Below are 26,957 nucleotides of genomic sequence, written 5' to 3'. Positions count from 1 at the left end.
CCCGCGTGCTCGCCTTCCCCGACGACAACTGATCACCACCGCCTCACCGTCCGCAGGCGGTGATCCCGCCCCACGGCATGCCGGCCGCGGTGCGATCACCGTCGCGCCGGCGCCTTCAACCCGGCTCCGACGACGATCGCAGGCCGGCCGTGACCGTCGGCACGGGCGAGGCTAGGGGCGGCGGTCGAAGAGCCGGGTCCGCAGCTCGGCCTGGCGCTTGTCGATCCCCTCGACGTACTGGTCGAGCTGCTCGGCGCGACCGGTGAGCGGTTGGTCCCAGACAACGTGGAACGGCCCGAATTCGGACAGCTCGGCGAGGGTCGTCTCGACGGTCCGGCGACGCTGGGCGACCCAGTCGAAGAGCCGCCGGTTCAGTGAGGACGCGAATTCGACGACACCGTCCCCCGGAGATTCCTGCGCGAGTGCGCGGCGGGTTTCCGCGCGGAGGACACTTTCCGCGTCCTTCTCCAGCGCGCCGTCGAGCATCGGTCCGGCGGGCGCGGCGAGAACCGTCCCGAGGGGCAGCATGCCGCGGCCGAGTTCCAGTTCCAGTTGGAGGACGTACAACGGGTAGGGACCGTAGTCCCGACGGATCGCGAAGGCCGGGAGTTCGAGGACCACCGGCACGCGCGCGACGGCGTGGGCGGGAACCGCGTCAGCGACGTCCACACGGAGATCGAAGACCGGATCCTCGCGGGGATGCGGGAGGGTCGCCGCCCCGACGACGACGCCCTGACCAGCGCCTATCGGTCCGATCTGCGGTGGAGCGGCGGGCTCTCCGGTGCCAGGGACCCACGGCAGTCCGTACAGCAGCAGGAGCGCGCTCGCCGGGCAGGCGACCCGCAGCCCGGTGATCCTCCGAGGGCGGTCCGCGGTGTTCCGCAGGGTCAGGGTGAGGTGCAGCCGGAATTCACGGTGCTCGGCGGGTCCACGGGGATCGGGTTCCGGCGGGAAGGCCCTACCCGTCTTTTCTTCCCACCGCATATCGAGACCGGCGACCTCGACCGTCGCGACGCGCCGCCGGGTACGGAGCGGAAAGACGGAATTCAGCAGACCGCCGACGGACCTGACGACGGCCGCATTCACGCCGCGAGATTAGCACCGGACTCCGAACGGCCGCCCGACACCTCATTTCCGTACCTCATTCTGATGACGGCAGGGAAGAACCGCGACGTGCGGTCCACGAACGACGACCGGCCGGGTTCTCCAGCCCGCGCCCGACGACGAGCGCGAGCGCCGCGACGAGGACGACGGCGACCGACGGGGCCAGTACGACGTGCGGGGCGGCGAAGAGGAACTCCCGCCCCTCGGCGACCATCGCGCCCCATTCCGGCGTCGGCGGCTGGATGCCCAGGCCGAGGAACGACAGACCGGAGACGGTGAGCAGCGTCCCGGCGAAGCGCACGCAGCCGTGGGCGACGAGCGGGCCGGCGACGTTGCGCAGCACGTGCCCGCCGAGCACGCGGGCGCGCCCGGCCCCGAGCGCGGCCGCGCCCTCGACGTAGCCCTGTCCGACCTCCCGCACGGTCAACTGGTAGGCCTGCCTCGCGAAGGGCGTCCACCCGACGACGACCACCGCGACCAGCAACGAGCCCGGGCCGGATCCGAGGACGACCGCGGCGAGCAGCCCGAACAGCACCGTCGGGAGCGCCGCGAGCAGATCGGTCAGGCGCAGCACCGCCCGTCCCCCACGTCCGCCCGCGTAGCCGCACGTCAGCCCGACCGCGACCCCGACGGCCCCGGTGACCAGGACGGCACCGGCCGAGAGACCGAGCGTGAGCCGGCCCCCGACGAGCAGCCGTGCGGCGACGTCGCGGCCGAGCTGGTCGGTGCCCAGCAGGTGGGCGGTCGACGGCGGGCGCAGGATCGCCGCGAAGTCCGTGGCCACCGGGTCGGGCAGCAGCAGGGGCCCGAGGCCGACCAGGAGCACGAGCCCGGCCGCGGCCCCGACGACCCACCTCACCGGTCGGCCTCCCGGTCGTGGGCGACCGGGTCGAGGGCGAGCTGCACGACCTCGGCGACCATCCCGGCGACCATCGCCACGGCGACGAGGACGAGCGTGCCGGCCTGGACCACGGGCAGGTCCCGGGCCAGGACGGCGTCGAGCAGCAGCCGCCCCACCCCGGGGATCCCGAACACGGTCTCCACCACGACGGCTCCGCCGAGGAGGCCGGCCACGAACATCCCGGACAGCGAGGTCACCGAGGTCAGCGCGAGCCGGGCGGCGTGCCGCCAGAGCACCCGACGCTCCGGCAGCCCCTTCGCCCGGGCCAGGCGGACGTGGTCGCGGCCGAGCACGTCGATCGTCTCGGCCCGCACGAGCTGCGCCGCCAGCGCGGCCGGGTAGGCCGCGAGCGTGAGCACCGGGAGCACCAGGTGCTGCGGGCCGCCCCAGCCGATCGCCGGGAGCACCCCCGCGCCCACCGCGAACACCAGGACCAGCCACGGCGCCAGGACGAACTCCGGCACGGCGATCCCCGCGACGCCGGCGGCGGACAGCCCGCGGTCGAGCAGGCCACCGGGACACCGCGCGGCGAGCACCCCGGCCGGGATCCCCAGGACCGCCGCGAGCCCGAGCGCGGCGCCGGTGAGCAGCCCCGATACGCCGAGCGCCGAGCCGAGCTGGTCGATCACCGGGGTGCGCGCGACGAACCCGATCCCGAGGTCGCCCCGCAGCACGGCGCCGAGCCACCGCACGTACTGCCCGACGACCGGGCCGTCGAGCCCGAGCTCCGCCGTGACCCGGGCCGTCACCTCGGGGCCCGGCGCGTCGGAGGCGACCCGGGCGCGGAGCACGGCCCGGGTGACGTCGCCGCCGATCATCCGGGGCAGCGCGAACGCCACGACCGACGCGGCCAGCAGGACCAGCGGGAGCGGCAGCAGCCGCCGCAGCAGCGGACCGAGCACTCAGGCGTCGGTGCGCGACAGCGGCGGCAGGACGGGCCGCACCCCGAGCGGGTCCGGCCTGAAGCCGCTCACCCCGCGCGAGCCCGCGGTGTTGAGCGGGTGCACGACCATCACGCCGACGGCGTCGGCGGTCAGCAACCTGGCCGCCTCGGCGAACAGCTGCCGGCGCTCGGCCGTGTCGGTGACCGTCGGCAGCCGGTCGATCAGCGCGTCGTAGGCCGCCGAGCAGTAGTGGTCGATGTTGTAGCTGCCGCCGCAGGTGTAGTCCGAGGTCAGCGTGCTCGTCGCGTCCGCGTGGTCGGACAGGTAGCTGCGGGAGTTGAGGTACATGTCGAACCGCCCCGCGAGCACCTCCGGCTCCTGCGCGGCGTAGTCCCCGACGGTCACCTCCACCCCGATCCCGGCCCGGGCCAGCATCGACTGGATCGCGCCCGCCAGGACGGGCATCTCGGGGCGGTTCGGGAAGGTCCACAGACGTACCTGCAGCGGCCGGCCGGGGCCGTACCCGGCCTCGGCGAGCAGGGCCTTCGCGCCGTCGACGTCGGCACCCGGCGGCGGGGCGGTCTCGCCCCACGGCACCGCCGCGCCGAACAGATCCGCCGCCGGCGCCGCCGCGCCGCTCAGCACCTGCGCGGCCAGCACCGGCCGGTCGATCGCCTTCGTCACGGCCTGTCGCACCCGCAGGTCCGAGAAGGGCGCCGCGGACTGGTTGAGCAGCAGCTCGATCGTGCGGGCGCCCGGGTACTCCGCGACGTCGACGCCGGCCGAGCGCAGCTGGTCGAGCGACGCGACGGGCAGCCCCTCGGCGAACTGGACGTCGCCGGCCTGCAGGGCCAGCGCCCGGCTCTGCGGGTCGGGCACGTACCGCACGGTCACCCGCGCGGCGCCGGCCTTCGTGCCCCAGTAGTCCTCGTTGCGCACCAGGACCGCGGAGTCGGTGCCGTTCACCGTGTCCAGCACGTACGGGCCGGTGCCCGTCCGGATCACGCTCGGCTGCGCCTCCCCGGCGTACGCGGCGGGCGCGAGGATCCCCAGGTTCCCGCTGCTCATCCGCAAGGGAACCACCGGGTCCGGCTCCGCCGTCGTGATCCGTACGGCGTCCGCGCCGTCCGCGGCGATCTCGAACCCGATCCCGCGGATCGACCGCGGCGGCGCCGTGACGCCGGCGATGTGGCCGAGCGCCGTGACGACGGCGTCCGGGGTCAGCGGGCTGCCGTCGTGGAAGGTCACGCCCTGCCGGAGCACGAACCGCCAGGTCCGCGGGTCCGCGGTCTGCTCCCACGAGGTCGCCAGGCCCGGGGCGGGCTGCACCGCGTCGTCGACCGTCGTCAACGTCTCGGCCACGCCGAGGCTCTGCAGCCGGGCGCCGTCGTCGGCGTCGAAGGCGTACGCGGCGCGGGGCGGGAACTGCAGCGCGACGGTCAGCTCGCCGTCCGTCCCGGCCGCTCCGGTCCTGCCGCCCTGCCCTGCGCATGCCGCCAGCACGACCACCCCGGCCATCGCGGCCACCAGTCGCGCCACCCGCCGTCGTGGCATCCGGCGTCACCTCGTTCCCGTCCGCGCCTCCCCGGGCGGGGCGACCGGATGCATCATCTGTGCAACTGTTCAGATCAGTCAACGTGACCTCGGCCCGACCCGAGTTGCGCGGTGGAAACAACTGGAACCGGTGGCTCAGCTCACCCTGAACCATCTGTCGTCTTTTCGACTGTCTCGTCGAGATCGGGGTTGGATCGCCCTGCCTGCCGGGTTACGGTCCCCCGGACCCTCGCGGTCCCGTTCACGCGTCGCCCGCCGGGCGTGCCCTCCCGACGCCGCGCGTGCCGGGCGGCGCCCCTCGCGCAGCCGCGACGGTCGAACCAGGCGCCTGCCACGATGCCCACCCCTCCGGCCTCGCGGCAGGCGCCCGCTTCGTCACCGCAGGGGCACGTCACCGGCGGGCGCATCACCAACCGTCGCCGGTTCACCTCCGTGAGGTGATGGCGCCCGCCCGCAGGTCCGGAGCATTGGTCGCCGCCTCGGGGAGCCCGACGCGGCTCCCGCGGCCCACGGCCGACCACACGGCCGTCCACACCGCAGACCAGACGCCTGGAGCGAGCCCATGGGAACCACCGTCCCGACGACCGGCGGGGACGCGATCCGCCCGTTCACGATCGACGTCCCCGAGGAGCAGCTCACCGACCTGCGCAGACGTGTCGCAGCGACGAAGTGGCCCGACCGGGAACCGGACGACTCCCAGGGGGTGCAGCTCGAGACGATCCAGGCGCTCGCCGACTACTGGGCGACGGAGTACGACTGGCGCCGGTTCGAGGAGCGGTTCGCGGCCCTCCCCCACTTCGTCACCGAGATCGACGGCGTCGACATCCACTTCATCCACGTCCGCTCCGAGCACGAGGACGCCCTGCCGCTCCTCGTCACGCACGGCTGGCCGGGCTCGACGGTCGAGCAGCTGAAGATCATCGACCCGCTCACCCGGCCCACGGAGCACGGCGCGAGCGCCGCAGACGCGTTCCACCTCGTCATCCCCTCGCTGCCGGGGTACGGGTTCTCGGGGAAGCCGACCGAGACCGGCTGGGACCCCGTCCGCGTCGCCCGCGCCTGGGTCGAGCTGATGAGCCGGCTCGGCTACCGGCGGTACGTCGCGCAGGGCGGCGACTGGGGCAACGCCGTCACGGAGCGGATGGCCCTGCTCGAGCCCCCCGGCCTGCTCGGCATCCACACCAACATGCCGGCGACGGTTCCCGCCGACATCTCGAAGGCCCTCCAGCTCGGCGACCCGCCGCCCGCCGGCCTCTCCGCCGCCGAGAAGACGGCCTACGAGACGCTGGCCGACTTCTTCAGGACCGGCGTCGGCTACGCGATCGAGATGGCCAACCGGCCCCAGACCCTCTACGGCATCGTCGACTCCCCCGTCGGCCTCGCGGCGTGGATGATCGATCACGACGTCCGCAGCTACCAGCTCATCGCGCGCGCCTTCGCCGGCCGGCCCGGCGGCCTGTCCCGCGACGACGTCCTCGACAACGTCACCCACTACTGGCTGACGAACACCGCGATCTCCTCCGCGCGCCTCTACTGGGAGAACACGGGTGCCTTCTTCGACGCCCGGGGCGTCGAGATCCCGGTCGGCGTGACCGTCTTCCCCGACGAGCTCTACCCGGCCCCGCGGAGCTGGGCGGAGCGGGCCTACCCGAAGCTCGTCCACTTCAACGAGGTCGAGGAAGGGGGCCACTTCGCCGCCTGGGAGCAGCCGCAGACGTTCTCGGCGGAGGTCCGGGCGACCTTCAGGTCGCTGCGGTGACCGCGACGGCGGAGCTGCCCGTCGAGGGCGAGCTCCCGGAGCTCGCCGGCGCCACGGCCTGGCTGAACTCCGCCCCGCTGACGCCGGCCGGGCTGCGCGGGCGGGTCGTCGTGGTCCAGTTCTGCACCTTCTCCTGCATCAACTGGCTGCGCACGGTGCCCTACGTTCGGGCGTGGGCCGCGAAGTACCGCGACGCCGGGCTGGTCCTGATCGGGGCGCACTCGCCGGAGTTCCCGTTCGAGCACGATCTGGCGAAGATCCGGGCCGCCCTCGGCGACCTGGGGATCGAGCACCCGGTGGCGGTCGACAACGACTTCGTGGTGTGGCGTGCCTTCGACAACGCCTACTGGCCCGCCCTCTACTTCGTCGACGCCGGGGGGCGCATCCGCCACCACCACTTCGGCGAGGAGGACTACGAGCGGTCCGAGCGGGTGATCCAGCAACTGCTGGCCGAGGCCGGGCACGACGGCGTCGCCGACGACCTCGTGGCCGTCGAGCCCGACGGCGTGTTCCGCGCCGCCGACTGGGACCGGCTCGGCTCGCCCGAGACCTACGTCGGCTACGCCCGGGCCACCGGCTTCGCCTCCCCGGGCGGCATCTCCCCCGACCGCGGCCGGGTCTACGCCGAGCCGCCGCGGCTCGCGCTCAACCAGTGGGCCCTCTCGGGCGACTGGACGGTGGGGAGCCAGAGCGCGACGCTCGGCGAGCCCGACGGGCGGATCCTGCACCGCTTCCGCGGGCGGGACCTCAACCTCGTGCTGGGCTCCCGCACGGAGGCGCCGGTGCACTTCCGCGTGCGGGTCGACGGGCGGCCGCCGGACGGCTCCGCCGGGCTCGACGTCGACGGGCGCGGCGCCGGGACCGTCACCGAGGACCGGCTGTACCAGCTGGTCCGCCAGGACGGCCCGGTCGCCGACCGCACCGTCGAGATCACCTTCCTCGACGCCGGCGCCCAGGCCTACGTCTTCACCTTCGGCTGACGCGACGCCGCCCCGCGGGCCGATGAGTTCCGGGCCGGGGGGCGGTCCACCGGGCATGCCGAGTCACGTGCTGGAGACACCCGAGGTCGCTCTCGCCTACGACGTCGAGGGACCGCTGCCGACCGCCGACGGCCGCCCGCCGCTGCTGCTGATCGGCCAGCCGATGGACGCCGGCGGGTTCCGGGCGCTCGCCGCCCGGTTCCCCGACCGGACGGTCGTCACCTACGACCCGCGGGGGCTGGGCCGCAGCGTCCGCAAGGACGGCCGGGTGGACCAGACCCCGGAGGCCCAGGCCGCGGACGTCCACGCGCTCGTCGAGCACCTGGGCGCCGGCCCGGTCGAACTGTTCGCCAGCAGCGGCGGTGCCGTCACCGCGCTGGCCCTGGTCGCGGCGCATCCCGGCGACGTGACCACCCTCGTCGCGCACGAGCCGCCGATCCTCTCCGTGCTGCCCGACGCCGCGGCCGCCGAGCGCGCCCGGGCCGCCGTCCGGGACGTCTACGAGGCCAGGGGATGGGGCGCCGGCATGGCCGCGTTCATCGCGATGACCTCGTGGCAGGGTGAGTTCACCGAGGAGTTCCTCGCCCGCCCGGCTCCCGATCCCGCACAGTTCGGGATGCCGGCCGGCGACGACGGCTCGCGCGACGACCCCCTGCTCTCGGACCGGGCATGGGCGATCAGCAGCTACCGCCCGGACGTCGAGGCCCTGGCCGCCGCGCCCACCCGCGTGGTGGTCGCCTTCGGCGAGGAGTCGGCGGGCACGGTCACCGCGCGCACCGCGGAGGTGTCCGCCGCCCTGCTCGGCGGGCGGGCGGTCGTCTTCCCCAGCCACCACGGCGGCTTCCTCGACGGCGAGTTCGGCTACGCCGGCAAGCCGGACGAGTTCGCCGCGACCCTGCGGACGGTGCTCGACGGGTGAGCCCCTACACGACCGCCGTCTCGCCCCAGATGTCCTCGAGGTAGCGGTCGCTCGCCCGCAGGCCCGCGAGCCAGGCCTCGCCGTCGGACTCGCCGGCCCCGGTCTTGGCGCGGAACACCGCGACGAGGGCGGCGCGGACACCGGGAGCCATGGTCGAGGCGTTGCCGCACACGAGGACGACGGCCTCGTCCTGCAGTGCCTCCCACACCTGGTCGGCCGACGCCTCGAGGGCGTGCTGGACGTAGCGGTGCGGGTAGCCCTTCACCCGCGAGCACGCCGGGATCAGGGTCGCGACGCCGTCGGCCTCGTAGCCCTTGAGCTCGTCGGCGTAGAGCAGGTCGTCCTCGGGGTCCCGGCAGCCGAGGAACAGCAGCGACCTGGCGATCGGGACGCCGCGGGCCCGCAACGACTCCCGCTCCTGGAGGAACCCGCGGAACGGGGCCATCCCGGTGCCGGCGCCTATCATGATCATCGGCACGTGCGGGTTCTCCGGTGGCCGGAAGGCGATGCTCGGCTGCCGGACGAAGGTGAACACGGTGCCGCCCTCGGGCACCGCGCTCAGGTGCCCGGAGCAGACCCCGCGGAACGTCGAGCCGTCCCCGCTGCGCGCCGGGCCCTCGAGCACGCCGACGGTCACCGCGGCGGCGGAGCTCATCGTCGGCGACGACGAGATGGAGTAGTAGCGCGGTCGCAGCGGCGGCAGGAGGTCGAGGTACTCCGCGAACGGGAGGTCGCACTCCGGGTGCTCCTCGAGCACGTCGAGCAGCGTGCGCCGCGGGACCGCGATCTTCTCGCGGTAGCGGGCCTTCGACCCGTCGTCGGTCCCGGCGAGGTCGGCCAGCTCGTCGCGGAAGGGCCCCTCCGGCATGTGGGCCGCCATCGCCGCCAGGCCCGCCCGGCTCGCGACGTCCTGCAGCTCGACGCAGCCCGCCAGGATCCCCAGCAGCGGGTAGGGCTCGCCGATCGGCAGGTGGGTCGGGCTCGCCCCGGACGCGGTGAGCGTGGCGTACTGGCCACCGTCGAGGCCGAAGCGGGCGATCACCCGGTTGACGACCGCCATGTCGTTGCGCGGCAGCACCCCCAGGTGGTCGCCGGCGGCGTAGGTCGTGCCCGCGGGCAGCGCGATCTCCAGGTGCCGCACCGAGCGCCCGCCCGGGGTGCCCGCCCGGGCGGTGAGCTCACGGTTGACCCGGACCGTCGCGGCCTGCCCGCGGTAGGACTGCAGGATCGGGCTGGCGGTGCGGCGCTGCTCCAGCTCCACGGCCAGCCGCGGGCCGCCGCCGGCCGCCTCCGCCGCCCCGGCCTCCAGGCCCAGGGCCGACCCGAGCGCGTCCCACAGCCCGGCGTACCAGGCCTCGAACTGCCCGTCGAAGTCGCCGCGGGCGTCGCCCTCCCCCCGCGGGTACACGCGGGTCGCGCCGCGGGCCTCGAGCGCGGCGTCGACGCGGGTGGGCACCGCCTGGTAGGTCGCGGCCCAGTCGCGGTTGCCGCAGCCGAAGACCGTGTAGCGCACGCCCTCCGCCGAGGTGGCGGCGTCGTCGGCCCACGTGCAGAACTTCCCGGCGTTGTCCGGCGGCTGCCCGTTGTACGACGAGGTGACGACGACGACCGCGCCGTCCGTGGGCAGCTCCCCGACCGCGTCGTCGAGCCCGGCGGTGCGCGCCGTGTAGCCCCGGTCCGTCGCGTCCCGGGCGATCCGCGAGGCGAGGTCCTCCGACGCCCCGAGGTTCGACCCGAACAGCACCAGCAGGGGGGTCCCGTGCCGGTCGGCCGGCGCGACGGCGAGGGCCGGGGACCGCGGGATCGAGACGACCTCCGCCTGCCGCGACGACGCGCCCCAGGTCCGGCCGCTGCGCGGGCGGATGGTGATCGTCAGGCCCTCGGGCTTGAGGGTCAGCGACTCCTTGATCTTCAGCTGGTAGTTCGCGTGGTCGATCAGCTCGAAGCGCTGCAGGACCATGCCGAGCACCAGGGTCGCCTCCTGCAGCGCGAACTGCCGCCCGATGCACGCCCGCTGGCCGGAACCGAAGGGCCGGAAGGCGTTGGGGGGCAGGGCGTCGAGACGCTCGGGCGCGACGTGGTCCGGGTTGAACTCCTCCGCGTCGGGCCCCCACACCTCGGTCAGCCGGTGCAGCATCGGCGTCAGCGCGATGACCGCCTGTCCGGGCTCGAAGGGCCCCCACCCGCCCACGGTGGTCGCCCGGCGGGTCTGGCGGGTGAACGCCGGCGCGGTCGGCCAGAGCCGCAGCGTCTCGTCGAGGATCTGCCGGACGTACCCCAGCTGCTGGACCTGCGCCACGGTGGGCGGCACCGACGGGTCGGTGCCCAGCACGCGGTCGACCTCCTCGTGCGCCCGCGTGACGACCTCGGGGTGCTTGAGCAGGTAGGAGATGGCGAACGACAGCAGCCCGCTCGTCGTCTCGTGGCCGGCGACCAGGAAGGTCTGGCACTGGGCGACGATGTTGTGGTCGGGCAGCCTGTTCCCCTCCTTGTCCGTGCCGACGAGCATGTGCCCCAGCAGGTCGTTCCCGGGGTCCCCGGACGCCTTCCGCTCGGCGAGGATCTTCCCCACCGTGTCGTCCATGAACCTGCTGTCGGCCTCGAGCTGTCGCTGGGCCCCGCGGCGCACCTTGATCGCCACCGGGAGCAGGCGCTGCCGGGCCTGGGTCTCGTGCAGCGCCCCCATCATCGCCGCGACGAACGGGTGCTGGCCCTCGCGGTAGAAGGAGTTGAACCGGTAGCTGAACCCGCACAGCGCGATGGTGTCCAGCGTCAGCCGCGTCATGTCGGCGGTGACGTCGATCGGCTCGTCGGTGTTCAGCCGCTCCCACTTGAGGCACAGCTGCTCGGCGATGTCGATCATCGGGTCGAGGTAGCCCTTCATCGCCCAGGTGCTGAAGCTGGGCAGCAGGATGTCGTGCGCGGACTTCCACAGCGGGTCGTCGGTGTCCGCGGTGAACAGCCCCGCGCTCTCGTGCGTCTTGCGCAACTCCCGCTGGCTCAGCCCGACGAGCTTGTCGAACCGGGTGTCGTCGCACAGGTCGTTCACCATCTCCAGGCCGGAGGCGACGTAGAGCGGCCCGTTGGGGGTGGTGAGCCTGAGCATCGGCCCCCACTCGCGCACGAGCTTCATCAGGTCCTGGATCATCGTGGCCTGGCGGATCTCGAACATGTTGCCGATGAACGGCACGCCCTTGGGTCCGGGGATGTCGTCGACGGTCTTCGAGGTGACGGGCGTGACGGAGGCGGTCATGGCTGGTCACTCCTGAGGCTCGGGCTGGTGGTGTCGAGGGGCGCGGCGGGCGCCGGAGGCCCGGTGTCGGGCTCGGGCGCCGGCGCGGCCGCGCGGCGGGCGTGGCGCAGCAGGAAGATCGAGATCAGCACGACCCACGCCGGGAAGACGAGGACGGCCGCGGGGTTGCTGGTCACGGCGAGCAGCAGGAACGCGGCGAGCAGGTACGCGATCACGGCCGGGACGATCGGGAGCACCTTCGCGTTGCGCAGCAGGGTCGTGGTGGTCAGCGCGAACATGCCGGCCCCGCGCACGCCGAAGATGAACACGAGGCCGTAGCCGACGCCGGTGAGCGCCCGCGCCGTCTGGGGGTCCTCGGCGGGCGAGTGGCCGAAGTAGACCCCGAACGCGACCGCGCCGACCGCGGCGGTCCCGGCGAACAGGAGCGTCACGAAGATGGCCCCGGCCAGCAGGTTCAGCCCGTGCGCCATGGTCGACGGCTGCGGGGTCAGGGTGTCCAGCACGGCGCGCATCGCGGTCATGTGCCAGAGGAACGCGATGCCCGCGAAGGGGACGAGGTAGAGCCCGACGGCCACGAACAGCTGGTCGCCGCCGTTGGCGTAGAAGCCCGCGTACGCCGAGTCGGGGTCGGCGAGCGTCGGGGCGCGGTGCACCAGGACCAGGGCCACGACGAACAGGACCGCGAACACGATCCCGCTGACGGCTGCGATGCGCGCCGCGGGCCCCGATCCCGACGACGCCGACGGGGCCGCCTCGCTCGCCGGGGCCGCGTCGCTCGCCGGGGCCGCGTCGTTCACCGGGGCCGCCGCGGTGCCGCGCCGTCGTCCCGGTCGCCGGGCGGTTCCAGGTCCTCGAGGATCCGCAGCAGGTCGAGCGTGCCGGAGAACGCGAGTTCCCGGCCGGAGTCTGTCGTCACGGTGCCCCCCAGTCGCCCGTCGGCGGTGCGGAGAAGCTCGACCGTCAGGTGCATGACCTCCCCCTGTCACCGCGGACACGGTGGCAGGGGGTGCGGCCGGCGGACCACGGTCGGACCTTCCAGCCGGCCTTCCAGTTGACTCCCCCGTCCCGGCCGGACGCGGTCCGTGACCGGACCGCGGAGCGGGATCGGCCGGGCGGCTCCGGGGTCCGCCGCCGTTCGGAGCAGGAGCACGGCGCGTCGTTCCACAGTGGGCGTGTGAGCTCCGGCGCGCCTCGTCCTCACCGCCTTCCGCCGTCCCGGGGAGGGCGGTAGGAACGGGTGTCATGACCGGAGGCCGACCCCGCCGTATCGCGCTCGCCTGCCAGGGCGGAGGGAGCCACACGGCCTTCACCGCGGGCGTGCTCGCCCGCCTGCTGCGCGCCGACGCGCTGCGCGACCACGAGATCGTCGGGCTGTCCGGCACCTCGGGCGGGGCGATCTGTGCCCTGCTCGCCTGGGTCGGGCTGCGGGACGGCGACCGGGAGCGGGCGGCCAGGCTGCTGGAGGAGTTCTGGCGCGACAACTCGGCGCGCTCCCCGATCGCGCGCCTGCAGAACGTCGGCATGGTCGCGGCGGGTGCGCTGCAGGGGCTCGGGCTGGCCCCCGGGATCAGCCCCTACGCGATCCCGCGCGCGCTCGGCGGGATGGACCAGTTCCGGGCGTTGCTCTCGCGGCACGTCGACTTCGGCGCGCTGACCGTCGACAGCGCGGGCGAGCACCCGATGCTGCTGCTCGGGGCCGTCGACGTCCTCTCCGGCCGCTTCCGCGCCTTCAACAGCCGCCAGGACCGCATCACCGCCGACGCGGTGATCGCCTCCGCCGCGATCCCCACCCTGTTCCGCGCCGTGCGCACCCACGGCGGCACGTACTGGGACGGGCTGTTCTCGCAGAACCCGCCGGTGCGCGACCTGCTGGCCACCCGGCCGGACGAGCTGTGGGTCGTCCAGATCAACGCGCCGGCCATCGAGCGGGAGCCGCGGACCCTGATCGAGATCGGCGACCGGCGCAACGGGCTGGCCGGCAACCTGTCGCTGCACCAGGAGCTCGGGTTCATCGAGACGATCGACCGGATGCTCGCCGACGGCGACCTGCTCCCCGACCGCGGCTACATCCACACGACGGTCCGGATCGTCGAGATGCCGTCGACCGTCCTGCCCCGCCTGATCGGCTCGGCGTCGAAGCTCAACCGCGACGTCCTGTTCCTCGACGGCCTGCAGGCCAAGGGCCGGGAGCAGGCGGACCGCTTCCTCGCCGCGCTCGCCTTCGAGCACGCCGTCGACGCCCGGGACGCCGACGCCGTCCGCGCCGCCACCACCGAGGAGGCCCGGCTGGTGTCCGTCGCCCCGTTCCGGGACCGCGCCGACGAACCCCTGCGCGGGCACATCCCCGCCCTGCTCGACGGCACGTTCACCATCGACCCCACCCGCAAGCAGGTGGCCGGCGACCGGGCCACGTGGACCCTGCGGCTGCACGACGGGCCGGCGGCGGCCGGGCAGGCCGAGGCCGAGTTCACCGACGGCCGGGTGTCGGGACTGCGGCTCGGCCCGGTCCCCGCCGAGAGGTGACCGTCGCCCGGCTCAGTCCCGGGTGAGGTCGAGCGGCTGGTCGTGGCGGCGCAGGAGCAGCGCGGCCAGCACCCCGACCACCCCGGAGGCGATGCCGAGCACGGCCAGCGCGGCCTGCAGCCCGCCGGCGCCGGCGCCGACCGCGGCGAGGATCAGCGGGCAGAGGAACTCGCCGAGGAACAGCGCGCCCGTCCAGAGCCCGGTGCCGCGGCCGCGCTGGTCGAAGGTGAGCCGGTTGACCGCCCAGGTCAGCAGGGTCGGCAGCAGCATGCCGGTGCCGAGGCCGGTGAGGACGGCGCCGACCGTGATCACGACGGGCGACGTCGTGGCGAACACGAGCAGCAGGCCGGCGGCCGAGAGCCCGAACTCGACCGGCAGCAGCGCCCGCGGGGTCCGGCCCGACAGCCGGCCGAAGACGACCGCGCCGGCCGCGGTGGCGAGCGACATGACCGCGCTGATCGCGCCGATGGTGCCGGTGGCGGTGATCCCCACGCCGGCCAGCACGAACGACAGCTCCACGATCAGGGCGTAGAACACGATGCCGCCGAACAGCGTGACCACGCACGGCACGAGCAGCTGCCGCCACGGCAGCGGCGCCCGGGTCCCGGAGGCGACGGCGGGTCGCGCGGGCTGCCAGATCGCCAACGCCATCGGCACCGCGAGCAGCGCGGCCACGGCGTAGAGCCAGAACGGGGTGCGCCACCCGGCCGCACCGAGCACGCCGCCGAGCGCGAGGAAGACGGTGGCGGACAGCGTGGCCACCAGCGTCTGCAGGCCCAGGTACCGCGCCCGCCGGGCCCCGGACCAGTAGTCGCCGATCAGCGTGGTGCAGCAGGTCATGATCGCGCCCTCGCACAACCCGACCAGCACCCGGCTCGCCACGATCGCGCCGAGCGAGTCCAGGTAGAGCGGGGCGGTGCCGAACACGGCGTAGGCGAGCATCGCGACCAGCAGCAGCCGCTTGCGGTCGATCCGGTCGACGACCACCCCCGCGAACGGGGCGGTGAGTCCGATCAGCAGCGCAGGTGCGGTGAGCACCACGGGGACCAGGACGTCGACGCCGGGCGTCCCGGCGAACGCCTGCGTCATCTACCTTCTCGCGAAGTGCGGTATCGACCCCGTGGATGGGCGCTACACCCGGCCCGCCACGCGGGTCAGGAGGTCGCGCAGGTACCGGTGCTCCGGGTCGTCGTCGTACATGGGGTGCCACCAGATCGCCTCGACGAGCGGGGTGACGTCGACGGGACAGGGCAGCGCGCGCACCCCGAACTCCGCGGGGATCCGGTCGACGAGGCGGCGCTGCAGCAGCGCAACGCGGTCGGAGCCCGCGACCAGCCCGGGGACGGTCAGGAAGTTCTCGGTGACGACCTGGACGTCGGGCTCGATCCCGAGCATCCGCATCTGCCGCACGGCCGGGGTCGACGCGGTGGGGCCGTGGTAGGTGACGACCCACGGCAGGCTCCGGAGCTGCTCGACCGTCACCTCCTCGCCGACGGCCGGGTTGCCGGTGGCGACCAGGCAGACCCAGTCGTCGAGGTAGAGGTCGGTGTGCGGGAGCGCGTCGATGAAGCCGTGCGGCATGAGCAGCAGGTCGGCGTTGGTCAGGGTCTGCATGACGTTGTCGACCACCTGCGGGGTGTTGGCCGTGAACCGCAGGCGGGCACCGGGCGCCTCCTCCCGCAGGCACGCCACGAGCTCCGGCCCCAGCACGGCGACGGCGTAGTCGGTCATGATCAGCGCGAACTCGCGGGTGGTGGTGGCGGGGTCGAAGTCCGGTTCGGCGGCGAAGACCCGCTCGACCCCGGACAGGGCGGTGCGCACCCGGTGGCGCAGCTGCACCGCGAGGGGCGTGAGCCGGTACTGGTTGCCGAAGCGGGCCAGCAGGTCGTCGCCGAAGTGCCGGCGCAGCCGCGCGAGCTGGGCGGACACGGCCGGCTGGCTGAGCCCCATCTGCTCGGCGGCCCGGCTGACGCTGCGGTGCTCGAGCAACGCGTCGAGCGTCACGAGCAGGTTGAGGTCCAGGCTCGCCAGGTTCACGAGGCGGCAGCGTATCCACCGCACTGATATCCCGCATCACCTATTTCGTCTTCCCTGATGCGCGCGGATCGCCGACCGTGGACGGCGTCGCTCGAGGAGGAACCGACATGCTGGACCGCACCGATCCCGAGGGGGCCATCGCCGCCGCGGCGAAGCGCTGCTCGAACTGGGGCCGCTGGGGCGCCGACGACGTGCTGGGCACCCTGAACTTCCTGGACGAGGCCAAGCGCCGCGAGGGCGCCGCCCTGATCCGCCGCGGCGTGAGCTTCCCGCTGGCCCAGCGCTTCGACGCCGACGGCCCGCAGAAGGGCTGGCGGCGCCGGACCAACCCGGTGCACACCATGCTCGACACCGGCCTGGAGGCCGAGCGCGGCACGCAGGGCTTCCCGCATGGCCTCGGCGGTGCGGACGACGTGGTGTTCATGCCGCTGCAGGCCTCGACCCAGTGGGACGGGCTCGGCCACATCTTCGACCACGGCGTCGCGTGGAACGGCCGCCGCGCCGGCGACGTCGTGACCAGCGAGGGCGACCGGGTCACCGGCATCGAGACCGCGTCGGGCCGGATCACCGGCCGCGGGGTGCTGCTCGACGTCGGCCGCGCGATCGGCCCCTCCCTCGGCACCGACGGGGAGCTGCCCGACGGGTTCGCCATCACGACCGAGCACCTCGAGGCGACCGTCGCGGCGCAGGGCGACACCGCGCGCGTCGGCCGCGGCGACCTGCTCCTGGTGCGCACCGGGCGCCTGGCCCGGGCCCGCCGGGAGATCGCGGAGGGGAAGGGCTGGGGCGACTACGCCGGAGGCCCCGCCCCCGGCCTGTCGTTCACCACCGCGGACTGGCTGCACGGCACCGAGATCGCCGCGATCGCCACCGACACCTGGGGCTTCGAGGTCCGGCCCAACGAGTTCGACGAGGCCTTCCAGCCCCTGCACCAGGTCGCGATTCCGCACATCGGGCTGTTCCTCGGCGAGATGTGGGATCTCGACGCCCTCGCCGCCGACTGCGCCGCCGACGGGACCTACGAGTTCTTCCTGACCGCCGACCCGCTGCCCGTGACCGGCGCGGTCGGCGCTCCGGTCGCGCCCGTCGCCGTCAAATAGCACCCGCCCCGCGGACGAAGGAGTCCCCATGCCCGCCGTCAACACCGTCCTCGTGGTCGGCAGCGGCCTCGCCGGCACCGCGACCGCGATCCACCTGGCCGACCGCGGGGTCGCGGTCGACCTGGTCGAGATCACCCCCGACGTCGCGGCCGTCGGATCCGGGATCACGTTGCAGGGCAACGCCCTGCGCGAGCTGCGGAACCTCGGTGTCTGGGACCGCGTGCAGGAGAAGGGCTACGGCTTCGACAGCCTCGGCCTGCGCGCCCCCGACCCCTCCGGGACCCTGCTGGTCGAGATCCCCGACGCCCGCACGGGCGGCCCGGACCTGCCGGCCACCCTGGGCATGCCGCGCCCCGACCTCGCCCGGATCCTGCACGACCGCGCCGACGAGGCCGGCGCGAAGATCCGCTTCGGGATCACCGTCACGGAACTCCGCCAGGACGGTGCCGGCGTCGACGTCGAGTTCTCCGACGGCACCTCCGCCCGCTACGACCTGCTGGTGGGCGCGGACGGGATCCGCTCGTCGGTCCGGCGCATGCTCGGCGTCGAGCTGGAGACCCGCCCCACCGGGATGGGCATCTGGCGCGCCTTCGGCCCGCGGCCGGCGTCGGTGACCCGCACCGACCTGTTCTACGGCGGACCCTGCTACATCGCGGGCTACTGCCCGACCGGCGAGGACTCGCTCTACGCCTACGTCGTCGAGGACGCGCAGGACCGCAGCGCGTTGTCCCCGGCGGAGCGGCTGGCCACCATGCGGGAGCTCGCCTCGGCCTACCACGGCCCGTGGGACGACATCCTCGCCACGCTCGACGACCCCGCCCGCGTCAACTACACCTGGTTCGAGACCCACGTGCTGCCCGCGCCGTGGAACCGCGGCCGCGTGGTCCTGATCGGCGACGCCGCGCACTCCTGTCCGCCGACCCTGGCCCAGGGCGGGGCGCAGGCGCTCGAGGACGCCGCGGTGCTCGCCGAGCTCCTGCTCGCCGCCGACGCGCTCGACGACGACCTCTGGGACACCTTCACCGCGCGCCGGCACGCCCGCGCCGCCGCCGTCGTCGAGGCCTCCGTCCAGCTCGGGCAGTGGCTGCTCGACCACGAGCAGGGCGACGTCCCCGGCCTCATGGGCCGCATCGCCGCGCTCGTCACCGAACCCGCCTGAGGAGACAGAAGTGACCGACCGACTCATCACGCACCTGCGGCACGTCGACCTCGCCGTGCCGGACCTGGCGCGCCAGCAGGACTTCTACACCGGCGCGTGGGGTCTCACCACCGAGCACACCGACACCGGGATCGCCTTCCTCGCCGCCGAGGGCTCCCCCGAGCAGTACGTGGTGCGGCTGCGCCAGGCCGCCGACAAGCGCATCGACCTCATCGCCTTCGGCGCGGCGACCCCCGTCGACGTCGACACCCTCGCCGCCCGCCTGGCCACCGCCGGCGTGCAGCTCGTCCGCGAGCCCGGCGTGCTCGGCACCCCCGGCGGCGGCTACGGGTTCCGGTTCTTCGACAACGAGGGCCGCACCGTCGAGGTCAGCGCCGACGTCGCGATCCGTACGCACCGCACCGTCGAGGCCGGCGAGTCGATCCCCGTGCGCCTGTCGCACGTCGTGATCAACTCGGCGGACCCCGAGGGCACGCGGGCCTTCTACGAGCGCCACCTCGGGTTCCGCCTGTCCGACACGCTCATGCACCCGCGGATGGGCGAGATGATGTGGTTCCTGCGGATCAACTCCTGGCACCACAGCATGGCCATCGCCCGCGGCCCGCACCCGTCGCTGCACCACGCGTCGTTCGAGCTGCGCGGGATCGACGAGTACATGCGCGGCACCGGCCGGCTGCTGCGCGCGGGCGTCGAGAAGATCTGGGGTCCCGGCCGGCACCTGGCCGGCGACAACACCTTCAGCTACTTCCTCGACCCGCACGGCAACACCGTCGAGTACACGACGGAGCTGGAGCAGATCGACGAGGACACCTGGCACCCGCACCTCTACGACTTCACCCGGCCCGAGGTGTCCGACCAGTGGGGCACGGCCAACGCGATGAACGAGTTCGTGGCCTCCCGGTCGTTCAACGACGTCGACAAGGGCCTGTTCGTGGCCCCGCCGGTCTGAGGGGGCCGCGATGAGGTTCGCGACCTACATCCACGACGGCAGCGCCCACGAGAGCGCCGTTCGCGCCGGTGTCGTCGCCGAGGGGACGGTGCACCCCCTGCCGCAGGGCACCACGGTCCTCGACCTCGTCCGTGCCGGGCTGCCGGCGGCGATCGGGGCGGGCGCAGCGGCGCTCGACGGGCCGGCCGTCCCGCTCGACGAGGTCCGGCTGCTGCCACCGCTGGACCCGCCGACCGTGCGGGACTTCGTCGCGTTCGAGGAGCACGTCGAGGGCGTCGTGGAGTCCGTCGGCGACGGGGCCGGCGTCGTGCCGGAGTGGTACGAGGCCCCGACCTTCTACTTCACCAACCCGTACGCGCTGGTCGGGGCGCACGACGACGTCCCGGTCCCGCCCGGCTCGCAGCTGTTCGACTTCGAGCTCGAGGTGGCCGCGGTGGTGGGCCGCGACGCGGAGTCCCCGGCGCCGGAGGACGTGGAGATCTTCGGCTACACGATCCTCAACGACTGGTCGGCCCGCGACCTGCAGCGCCGCGAGATGAAGGTCGGTCTCGGCCCGGCCAAGGGCAAGGACTCCGCGACCACCCTCGGGCCGTGGCTGGTCACCGCCGACGAGTTGGAGCCCTACCGGGACGCGGAAGGGTTCCTGGCCCTGGACATGCGGGTCGCGGTCAACGGTGTGGAGATCGGCCAGGACCTGCTGTCCGACATGGGGTGGCCGTTCGAGGAGCTCGTCGCCTACGCGGGGCGCGGCACCCGCGTCCGCGCCGGGGACGTCCTCGGATCGGGGACCTGCGGCAACGGCGGGTGCCTGGCGGAGCTGTGGGGCCGGCGCGGCACGCAGGACCCGCCCCCGCTGCGCCCCGGCGACGTCGTCGAGATGACCGTCGAAGGCATCGGGACGATCCGCAACACCGTCGTCGCCGGCCTCGATCTGCCGCCGGTGCGACCGGCCCGCGCCCGGCCACGGACCCGGAAGCGCCCGTCGTGAGGGTCGCGGGAAAGGTCGTGATCGTGACCGGCGCCGGGCAGGGGCAGGGCGCCGCCGAGGCCCGGCTCCTCGCCGCCGGGGGCGCCACCGTGATCGGCGTGGATCTGGAACCCACGCCGGCCGAGGAGCTGCCCGGGGTGGACTACCGGCAGCTCGACGTCACCGACGCCGACGGCTGGGCCGCGCTGACCGCCGGGCTCGACCGGGTCGACGGGCTGGTGGCCAACGCCGGGATCACCTGGCGGGCCCGGCTCACCGAGCTCGACGCGGCCGACCTCGCCCGCGTGCACGAGGTCAACGTGACCGGCACGCTCCTGGGCATCCAGGCCGTCGCGCCGCGGATGCCCGTGGGCGGGTCGATCGTGATCGTCGGCTCGGTCGCCGCGCTGACCGGCCACTACCCGGCCGCCTACACCGCCAGCAAGTGGGCCCTGCGCGGGCTCGCGAAGGCAGCCTGCCTGGAGCTCGGCCCGCGGGGGATCCGGGTGAACACCGTGCACCCCGGCTACATCGAGACCCCGATGACCGCGTCGGCCGCGCCCGCCTTCCGCGCCGCGAACGTCGCCGAGACACCGCTCGGCCGCACCGGCACGGTCGACGAGGTCGCCCCGCTCGTCGCCTTCCTGATCGGCGACGACGCCTCCTTCGTCACAGGCGCCGAGATCCCCGTCGACGGCGGCCTGACCGCCCACGGCGGCGTGAAGTCGATCAGCGACGCCGTCCGGACCCCCTGAGAGGACCTGCAGTGTTCGAGTACTTCCCCGGCAACTACGTGTGGAACCTGGGCGTGGTCGCCGCGCTCAACTCCGGCGGCCTGATCGACGAGATCGACCGCGCGTGCCGCCCGATCCGCGAGGCCGCGGCGCAGGGCTCCGACGCCGGCACCCCGGACTTCCTGCGCGCCTGGACGGCGCTCACCGACCAGCTCGTCGCGCAGGCGGAGGCCGCTGAGAAGGCCGGACACACCCGCGCCGCAGGGCAGCTGTACTTCCGCGCCACCAACTACCTCTGCCAGGCCGAGCGCATGCTCGCGCACTCCGATCCGAACCGCGTCCCGACCTACCGCCGGGTGCTGGAACTGGCGCAGAAGTCGTTCGACCTGCGCGACCCACGGATCAGCCGGGTCGCGATCCCGTACGAGGGCACCACCCTGCCGGGCTACCTCAGCGCCGCCCCGGCCACGGACGACGGCCCCGCCCCGGTGATCGTGCTGGTCAACGGCCTGGACTCGACCAAGGAGCACATGTACGGCTCCGCGCACTGGGAGGAGCTCGCCGCCCGCGGCATCTCCTGCCTGATGCTCGACCAGCCCGGGACCGGTGAGGCCCTGCGGCTGCAGGGCCTCACCGCCCGCATCGACACCGAGGCCTGGGCGGGCGCCGCCGTCGACTGGCTCGAGCAGCGCGCGGACGTCGACGCCTCCCGGATCGGGATCGTCGGCTGGTCGCTGGGCGGCTACTACGCCCCGCGGGCCGCGGCGTTCGAGAAGCGGTTCGCGCTCTGCGTGGCCTGGGGCGCCAACCACGACTGGGGCGCGGTGCAGCGCCGCCGGCTCGAGCGCGAGGGCGAGCGCCCCGTGCCGCACTACTGGGAGCACGTCCTGTGGGTGTGGGGGCACGAGGACCTCGACACCTTCATCGCCTTCGCCGACGACGTGCACCTCGACGGCGTCGTCGAGAAGATCACCGTGCCCTTCCTGGTCGCCCACGGCGCGAACGACCGGCAGATCCCGCTGGAGTACGCCCACCGGTCCTACGAGCAGGCGGTGAACTCCCCCAGGCGGGAGCTGCGCGTCTTCACCCCGGAGGAGGGCGCCACCGAGCACATCGGCCTCGATCACCTGCCCCACGTCAGCACCTACATCGCCGACTGGGTGGCCGACGCCTTCGCCGCGCCGGGGGCGCCCCGCACTCAGTAGGTGATCAGCGGCTCAGTAGGTGATCAGCGGCTTGATCACCCCGTCCCGCAGGGCCTCGCCGGGGCCGGCGGCCGGGATCGCGCGCTCGACGAGCCCGATCCGGCCCTCGCCGAGGAAGGCGAGTCCGCGCATGGAGCTGCTCATGGTGGGTCCTCTCGAGGTGTCGGTCAGGCGGGTCCGTCGAGGAGCTCGCCGAGGTGTCGGTCGATCTGTGGCATGTAGGTGGGGGCCACGCCGAACAGGCCGAGGTGGCCGTGGACGTCCTCGACCACCCGCAGCTCGGAGTTCTTGATGCGCTCCTGCTCGGGGCGGCAGTCCCGGACGGGGAAGAACATGTCCTCGTCGATCGGCATCACGAAGGTCCGCGCGGTGACGCGGGCCAGCGCGGCGTCGAGGTCGCCGCCGGTGTGCCGGGCGACGTCGCCGCGCTGCCACTTCCAGGCCATGCACAGCAGGTCGTTGGGGTCCATCGCGGTGAAGTACGGCTCGAGGAAGCCCTCGAGGAACGCCTCCTTGCTCTCGAACTCCAGGGCCCGCCAGGCCTCCTGCTTCCAGAACTCGGTGGAGAGGCCCATGACCGCCCAGATCCCGGCGTGCCGCTCGAGCCCGGCGACGACCTCGGCGTTCGAGGTGTACTCGCCGTCGGCGAAGCCGGGATCGGAGGTGATCGCCTCGTTGAGGGCCTTGGTGAACAGGAAGTCGTGCGGGGTGTTCTGCGCGGTGCCGGCGATCGCCGCGGCCCGTCCGACCTTCTCGGGGAAGCGGACCGCCCACTCGTAGACCTGCTGGGCGCCCATCGACCCGCCGACGACCGCGTGCAGGGTCTCGACGCCGAAGTGCTCGCGCAGCAGCCGCTCCTGGGCGACGACGTCGTCGCCGATCCGGACGTGCGGGAACGCCGACATGGCGATGCCGGCGTTCTCGCCGGCGGCGTTGTGCGGGGAGGTCGACAGGCCGGACCCGATCTGGTCGACCACCACGATGAAGTACCGGTCGGGGTTCAGCGCGTGGTCGGGGCCGATGTAGACGTCGCGCCAGATCTGGTGGCTGCCGGAGTACCAGGTCGTCACCAGGATCGCGTTGTCCCGGGCCTCGTTGAGCTCGCCGAAGGTGGCGACGGCGAGCCGGCAGTCGGGGATGCTGCCGCCCTCCTCCAGGTCGAGCCGGCCTATCGGGACCAGGTCGTAGTCGCCGTGGAACTCGTGCGAGTAGAACGGGTTGTCGATCATGTCCAGCTCCTCGTCGAGGGACGTGCCGTCCCACTGTCGACGGTGTCCCGCGACCCGCCGTGTCCCGAATTGGGACACGCCACGCCCTTGCCCGGAGGCGCACGATGTGAGGTGGGACACGAGGAGGTGCTCGCGGGATGGACGACGTGCCCGACCGCCGCCTGCTGCTCGCGAGCGCCCGGGCGGACCTGCTGGAGGGCGGGGGCGCCCCGGAGCGCCGCGGGGTGCCCGACCACGTGGCGGCCTCGTGGCGGCGCAGCGTGGCGGGCGGGGTGGCGCCGGACTCGGTGGAGAGCCAGTACTTCACCGGGCTCGACCTCGCGTCCCGCCTGGTGCGGTGCGCCCGGCCGGTGATCGACCAGCTCTCGGAGCAGATCGCGGACGTCCCGATGTGCGTCGCGCTCACCGACGACCGGGCCCGGATCCTGGCCCGCAGGGACAGCAGCCGGTGGATCGGACGGATCCTCGACCGCGTCTACTTCGCGCAGGGCTTCGGCTATGCGGAGGGCACGGTGGGCACCAACGGCGTGGGCACCGTCCTGGAGTTCGGCGAGTCCGTGCACATCGTCGGCGCCGAGCACTTCGTCGGCACGCTGCAGTCCTTCGCCTGCGCCGGCGCCCCGGTCCGCGACCCCTTCACCGGTCGGATCGAGGGCGTCCTGGACATCAGCTGCCTGGCCGACCACTCGACACCGCTCATGCACTCGCTGGTCCGCGCCGCGGCCCGGCGCATCGAGCACAACCTGGTCCAGGACCGCGACCAGGCCCAGCAGGCGCTGTTCGACGTCTACTCGCGGGTCGACGCCCGCACGCGTGGCGCGGTCGTCGCGGTCGGGCCGCGGGTGGTCGTGGCCAACACGTCGATGCAGACCCTGGTCGCCGCCGGCGACCAGGAGGCCCTGCACGACCACCTCCGCTTCCTCGCGGGCCGACACACCTCCGTCGACCACCGGGTCGACCTGCCCTCCGGAGCGCGGGTGCGGCTCCGCGGCTCGACCGTCGCGGTCGGTGACGACGTCGCAGGCATGATCGGCGTCGTCACGCTCCTCGACGAGGTCGACACCCACCCTGCTCCCACGGCGACGCTCGGTGTCGTCGGGCCGCGGGGCACCGCCTCGTCACCGGCGTGGTGCGCCGCGGCCACCGCCGCGCGGGCCGAACTGGACGCCGGCCACCCCGTCCTCGTGCTCGGCGAGCCCGGCGCCGGCCGGTTCAGCCTGCTGAGCGGCCTGCACCTGCAGGGGAACCCGCACGGCCGGGTCACCCGGGTCGCCGCCCGGACGATCGAGGCCGACCCCCGGGAGGTCGCCAGGGCCGTCGCGGAGGCCGGGGACGGGACCCTGACGGTGCTCTGCGACGTCGACCGGCTCCCGCCGGCGTCCGTGGAGCTGCTGGTGGACGCGCTCGGCGAGCACGCCGACGCCCTGCCCCGGCTCGCCGCGACCGCCGCGCCCGCGGCCGGACCGGTCCCCTCCGTGCACCGCTCGCTCCTGGCGGTCCTGCGCGGTTGCGTCACGGTGCCACCACTTCGGCATCGCACCGCCGACATCCCGGGGCTGGCCCGGGGGATCCTCGACGAGCTGGCGCCCCACCGCGACGTCCGGCTCTCGGCCGAGGCCGTCCGCCTGCTGTCCCGCTACCGATGGCCCGGGAACGTCCGCGAGCTCCGGGAGGTCCTGGCCGCGGCGGTGGCCCGGCGTCCGGTGGGCGTGCTCGAGGCCCAGGACCTGCCCGCCCACTGCCAGAGCACCCCGCGCAGCGCGCTGCGCCCGGTCGACGAGATCGAGCGGGACGCGATCGTCTCGGCGCTGCGCACGGCGGCCGGGAACCGCAAGGCCGCGGCCGCCGCGCTCGGGATCGCCCGCTCGACGATGTACCGCAAGATCCGCCAGTACGGAATCACCGACTGACGTCGGCACGTGTCCGTTGTTGGGACACGTCCGGTGGATGGGACACCGCCCACGATGTCCGGGCCACCCAGGCAGGACACACGGAAGAGGTCGATGACGATGACGTCCGCACCCGACACCGCACCGCCGGCCGACGGTTCCCCGGCCCCGCTGGAACTCGACGCGGTGGTCCTCGGCGCCGGCGTCGCCGGGCTCTACCAGCTCCACCAGCTCCGCGAACAGGGGCTGCGCGTGCGGGCCTACGAGGCCGGCAGCGACGTGGGCGGGACCTGGTACTGGAACCGCTACCCCGGCGCGCGGTTCGACTCCGAGGGCTACATCTACCAGTACCTGTTCTCCGAGCAGCTCTACACGGACTGGAGCTGGAGCGAGAAGTTCCCCGGCCAGCCCGAGGTCGAGCAGTGGCTGCGGTACGTCACGGAGCGGCTGGGCCTGCGCGAGGACATCCAGTTCTCGACGCGGATCGTGAGTGCCCACTACGACGAGGACCGCGGCCGCTGGACCGTCCGCACCGACCGCGGCGACACGATCGACACGCAGTTCTTCGTCACCTGCGGCGGCATGCTCTCCGCGCCCATGGAGGCCCTGTTCGAGGGCCAGGACACCTTCCGCGGACCGATCTTCCACACCTCGCGCTGGCCGAAGGAGGAGGTCGACCTCGCCGGCAGGCGGGTCGGCGTCGTCGGGATCGGGGCCACCGGCATCCAGGTCATCCAGACGATCGCGAGCGAGGTCGAGCACCTCACGGTCTTCGCCCGCACCCCGCAGTACGTGCTGCCGATGAAGAACCCGAAGTACGGCGAGGCCGAGCAGCGCTGGTACAAGAGCCGCTTCGACGAGCTGCGCACGACCATCCCGCACACGTTCACCGGGTTCGAGTACGACTTCGAGCACGCCTGGGCCGACTGCACCCCCGAGCAGCGGCAGGAGATCCTCGAGGAGATCTACCAGGACGGGTCGCTCAAGCTGTGGCTGGCGAGCTTCGGCGAGATGTTCTTCGTCGAGGAGGTCAGCGAGGCCGTCTCGGAGTTCGTCCGGGACAAGATGCGCGCGCGGCTCAAGGACCAGCAGCTGATCGACGTCCTCGTGCCCACGGACTACGGCTTCGGCACCCACCGGGTCCCGCTCGAGACCAACTACCTCGAGGTCTACCACCGGGAGAACGTCGAGCTGGTCGGGGTGAAGGACAACCCGATCGCCCGGATCCGGCCCGAGGGCGTCGAGCTCGCCGACGGCAGCGTCCACGAGCTCGACGTGATCATCCTGGCCACCGGGTTCGACGCCGGCACCGGCGCGCTGACCCGCATCGACGTCCGAGGCCGCGGCGGGCGGTCACTGACGGAGGACTGGGGCCGCGACATCCGCACCACGATGGGGCTGATGGTCCACGGCTACCCCAACATGCTCACCACGGCCGTGCCGCTCGCCCCGTCCGCGGCGCTGTGCAACATGACGACCTGCCTGCAGCAGCAGACCGAGTGGATCACCGCCGCGATCCGCGACCTGCGCGAGCGGGGCGCGACCGTGATCGAGCCGACGGAAGCCGGCGAGGAGGCCTGGGTGGCCCACCACGAGGAGATCGCCTCCGCGACCCTGGTCCCGAAGACGCACTCCTGGTACCTGGGCTCCAACGTCCCCGGCAAGCCCCGCCGGCTGCTGTCCTACATCGGCGGCGTGGGGCAGTACCGGCAGAAGTGCGACGAGGAGGCGGCCGCCGGGTACCCGGCGTTCGACCGCCGCTGACGGCCGCTCCCGGGCCGCGGCCCCGCCGCTGCGGCGGGGCCGGGCCG

At 73.7% G+C, this 26,957-nt stretch carries 23 protein-coding genes; 12 read left to right on the top strand and 11 right to left on the bottom strand.

Features of this window, described 5'->3' with window-relative positions; genetic code table 11:
- Positions 1 to 171: 171 nt before the first annotated feature.
- From PKE99_RS16680 to PKE99_RS16665, 4 genes are read right to left on the bottom strand one after another with little or no spacing between them, the layout of a single operon-like run.
- Complete coding sequence (locus PKE99_RS16680) at positions 172 to 1,086, bottom strand: hypothetical protein (protein WP_037045902.1); 915 nt, start codon at positions 1,084 to 1,086, stop codon at positions 172 to 174.
- A 55-nt stretch (positions 1,087 to 1,141) separates the two neighbouring features.
- Positions 1,142 to 1,963: an ABC transporter permease gene (locus tag PKE99_RS16675; RefSeq protein WP_051737464.1), complete on the bottom strand. Its 822-nt coding sequence runs from the start codon at positions 1,961 to 1,963 to the stop codon at positions 1,142 to 1,144.
- Complete coding sequence (locus PKE99_RS16670; RefSeq protein WP_037045901.1) at positions 1,960 to 2,907, bottom strand: ABC transporter permease; 948 nt, start codon at positions 2,905 to 2,907, stop codon at positions 1,960 to 1,962. The genes PKE99_RS16675 and PKE99_RS16670 overlap by 4 nt, the downstream gene beginning before the upstream one ends.
- Complete coding sequence (locus PKE99_RS16665) at positions 2,908 to 4,443, bottom strand: ABC transporter substrate-binding protein (RefSeq protein ID WP_081924155.1); 1,536 nt, start codon at positions 4,441 to 4,443, stop codon at positions 2,908 to 2,910.
- 562 nt (positions 4,444 to 5,005) lie between these two features.
- On the opposite strand from PKE99_RS16665, the gene PKE99_RS16660 reads away from it, so the two are divergent.
- From PKE99_RS16660 to PKE99_RS16650, 3 genes are read left to right on the top strand one after another with little or no spacing between them, the layout of a single operon-like run.
- Positions 5,006 to 6,202, top strand: coding sequence for an epoxide hydrolase family protein (locus PKE99_RS16660; RefSeq protein WP_081924154.1), 1,197 nt, complete (start codon positions 5,006 to 5,008; stop codon positions 6,200 to 6,202).
- Positions 6,199 to 7,182, top strand: coding sequence for a thioredoxin family protein (locus PKE99_RS16655; protein WP_051737462.1), 984 nt, complete (start codon positions 6,199 to 6,201; stop codon positions 7,180 to 7,182). The genes PKE99_RS16660 and PKE99_RS16655 overlap by 4 nt, the downstream gene beginning before the upstream one ends.
- 55 nt (positions 7,183 to 7,237) lie before the next feature.
- The gene (locus tag PKE99_RS16650; protein WP_037045900.1) at positions 7,238 to 8,101 is read left to right on the top strand and encodes an alpha/beta fold hydrolase; all 864 of its coding nucleotides are present in this window, start codon (positions 7,238 to 7,240) and stop codon (positions 8,099 to 8,101) included.
- Positions 8,102 to 8,105: 4 nt separating this feature from the next.
- Here the strand turns inward: PKE99_RS16650 and PKE99_RS16645 are convergent, their stop codons facing one another.
- Genes PKE99_RS16645 through PKE99_RS16635 form a run of 3 tightly spaced genes read right to left on the bottom strand, consistent with a single transcriptional unit; the run spans position 8,106 to position 12,324 of the window.
- Positions 8,106 to 11,354, bottom strand: a complete 3,249-nt coding sequence (locus PKE99_RS16645) for a bifunctional cytochrome P450/NADPH--P450 reductase (RefSeq protein WP_051737461.1) — start codon at positions 11,352 to 11,354, stop codon at positions 8,106 to 8,108.
- Positions 11,351 to 12,151, bottom strand: a complete 801-nt coding sequence (locus PKE99_RS16640; protein ID WP_197040641.1) for a hypothetical protein — start codon at positions 12,149 to 12,151, stop codon at positions 11,351 to 11,353. The genes PKE99_RS16645 and PKE99_RS16640 overlap by 4 nt, the downstream gene beginning before the upstream one ends.
- Positions 12,148 to 12,324, bottom strand: a complete 177-nt coding sequence (locus PKE99_RS16635) for a hypothetical protein (protein WP_156067618.1) — start codon at positions 12,322 to 12,324, stop codon at positions 12,148 to 12,150. Before PKE99_RS16635 ends, PKE99_RS16640 begins: the two co-directional genes overlap by 4 nt.
- Positions 12,325 to 12,596: 272 nt before the next feature.
- On the opposite strand from PKE99_RS16635, the gene PKE99_RS16630 reads away from it, so the two are divergent.
- Positions 12,597 to 13,877, top strand: a complete 1,281-nt coding sequence (locus PKE99_RS16630) for a patatin-like phospholipase family protein (RefSeq protein ID WP_051737460.1) — start codon at positions 12,597 to 12,599, stop codon at positions 13,875 to 13,877.
- Positions 13,878 to 13,889: 12 nt separating this feature from the next.
- On the opposite strand, the gene PKE99_RS16625 is transcribed toward PKE99_RS16630, so the two are convergent.
- Positions 13,890 to 14,966, bottom strand: coding sequence for an MFS transporter (locus PKE99_RS16625; RefSeq protein WP_081924153.1), 1,077 nt, complete (start codon positions 14,964 to 14,966; stop codon positions 13,890 to 13,892).
- A gap of 42 nt (positions 14,967 to 15,008) precedes the next feature.
- Positions 15,009 to 15,914 carry a LysR family transcriptional regulator gene (locus PKE99_RS16620; RefSeq protein WP_037045899.1) on the bottom strand — a complete coding sequence of 302 codons (906 nt, stop codon included), beginning with the start codon at positions 15,912 to 15,914 and terminating at the stop codon, positions 15,009 to 15,011.
- 107 nt (positions 15,915 to 16,021) lie between these two features.
- On the opposite strand from PKE99_RS16620, the gene PKE99_RS16615 reads away from it, so the two are divergent.
- The 6 genes from PKE99_RS16615 to PKE99_RS16590 are packed head-to-tail and all read left to right on the top strand — an operon-like array spanning position 16,022 to position 22,028.
- Positions 16,022 to 17,014, top strand: a complete 993-nt coding sequence (locus tag PKE99_RS16615; protein ID WP_231498211.1) for a cyclase family protein — start codon at positions 16,022 to 16,024, stop codon at positions 17,012 to 17,014.
- Between the two features lie 28 nt (positions 17,015 to 17,042).
- Positions 17,043 to 18,173: an FAD-dependent monooxygenase gene (locus tag PKE99_RS16610; RefSeq protein WP_037045898.1), complete on the top strand. Its 1,131-nt coding sequence runs from the start codon at positions 17,043 to 17,045 to the stop codon at positions 18,171 to 18,173.
- 10 nt (positions 18,174 to 18,183) lie between these two features.
- Complete coding sequence (locus PKE99_RS16605) at positions 18,184 to 19,122, top strand: VOC family protein (protein WP_037045897.1); 939 nt, start codon at positions 18,184 to 18,186, stop codon at positions 19,120 to 19,122.
- Positions 19,123 to 19,132: 10 nt separating this feature from the next.
- Entirely contained in the window at positions 19,133 to 20,110 is a 978-nt protein-coding gene (locus PKE99_RS16600) for a fumarylacetoacetate hydrolase family protein (RefSeq protein WP_037045896.1), read from the top strand.
- Positions 20,107 to 20,844, top strand: coding sequence for an SDR family NAD(P)-dependent oxidoreductase (locus tag PKE99_RS16595; protein WP_037045895.1), 738 nt, complete (start codon positions 20,107 to 20,109; stop codon positions 20,842 to 20,844). The genes PKE99_RS16600 and PKE99_RS16595 overlap by 4 nt, the downstream gene beginning before the upstream one ends.
- 11 nt (positions 20,845 to 20,855) lie before the next feature.
- Entirely contained in the window at positions 20,856 to 22,028 is a 1,173-nt protein-coding gene (locus PKE99_RS16590; protein WP_037045894.1) for an alpha/beta hydrolase family protein, read from the top strand.
- A gap of 12 nt (positions 22,029 to 22,040) precedes the next feature.
- Here the strand turns inward: PKE99_RS16590 and PKE99_RS16585 are convergent, their stop codons facing one another.
- Entirely contained in the window at positions 22,041 to 22,172 is a 132-nt protein-coding gene (locus PKE99_RS16585; protein WP_269322988.1) for a hypothetical protein, read from the bottom strand.
- A 23-nt stretch (positions 22,173 to 22,195) separates the two neighbouring features.
- Positions 22,196 to 23,257: an alpha/beta fold hydrolase gene (locus tag PKE99_RS16580; RefSeq protein WP_037045893.1), complete on the bottom strand. Its 1,062-nt coding sequence runs from the start codon at positions 23,255 to 23,257 to the stop codon at positions 22,196 to 22,198.
- Positions 23,258 to 23,394: 137 nt separating this feature from the next.
- Here PKE99_RS16580 and PKE99_RS16575 point away from each other — a divergent pair, with 137 nt between their 5' ends.
- Together PKE99_RS16575 and PKE99_RS16570 are read left to right on the top strand one after the other, a co-directional pair.
- A complete protein-coding gene (locus PKE99_RS16575) occupies positions 23,395 to 25,167 on the top strand; it encodes a sigma-54-dependent Fis family transcriptional regulator (RefSeq protein ID WP_037045891.1) in 1,773 nt (590 codons plus the stop codon).
- Positions 25,168 to 25,266: 99 nt separating this feature from the next.
- On the top strand, positions 25,267 to 26,910 hold the full coding sequence (locus tag PKE99_RS16570; RefSeq protein ID WP_051737472.1) for a flavin-containing monooxygenase: 1,644 nt from the start codon (positions 25,267 to 25,269) through the stop codon (positions 26,908 to 26,910).
- Positions 26,911 to 26,957: the final 47 nt, after the last annotated feature.

The sequence above is a fragment of the Pseudonocardia halophobica genome (assembly GCF_027922425.1).
Taxonomy (GTDB): Bacteria; Actinomycetota; Actinomycetes; order Mycobacteriales; family Pseudonocardiaceae; genus Pseudonocardia; species Pseudonocardia halophobica.
The sequence above is the reverse complement of the archived record's forward strand: the minus strand, read 5'-3'. Positions and strand labels throughout refer to the sequence as shown.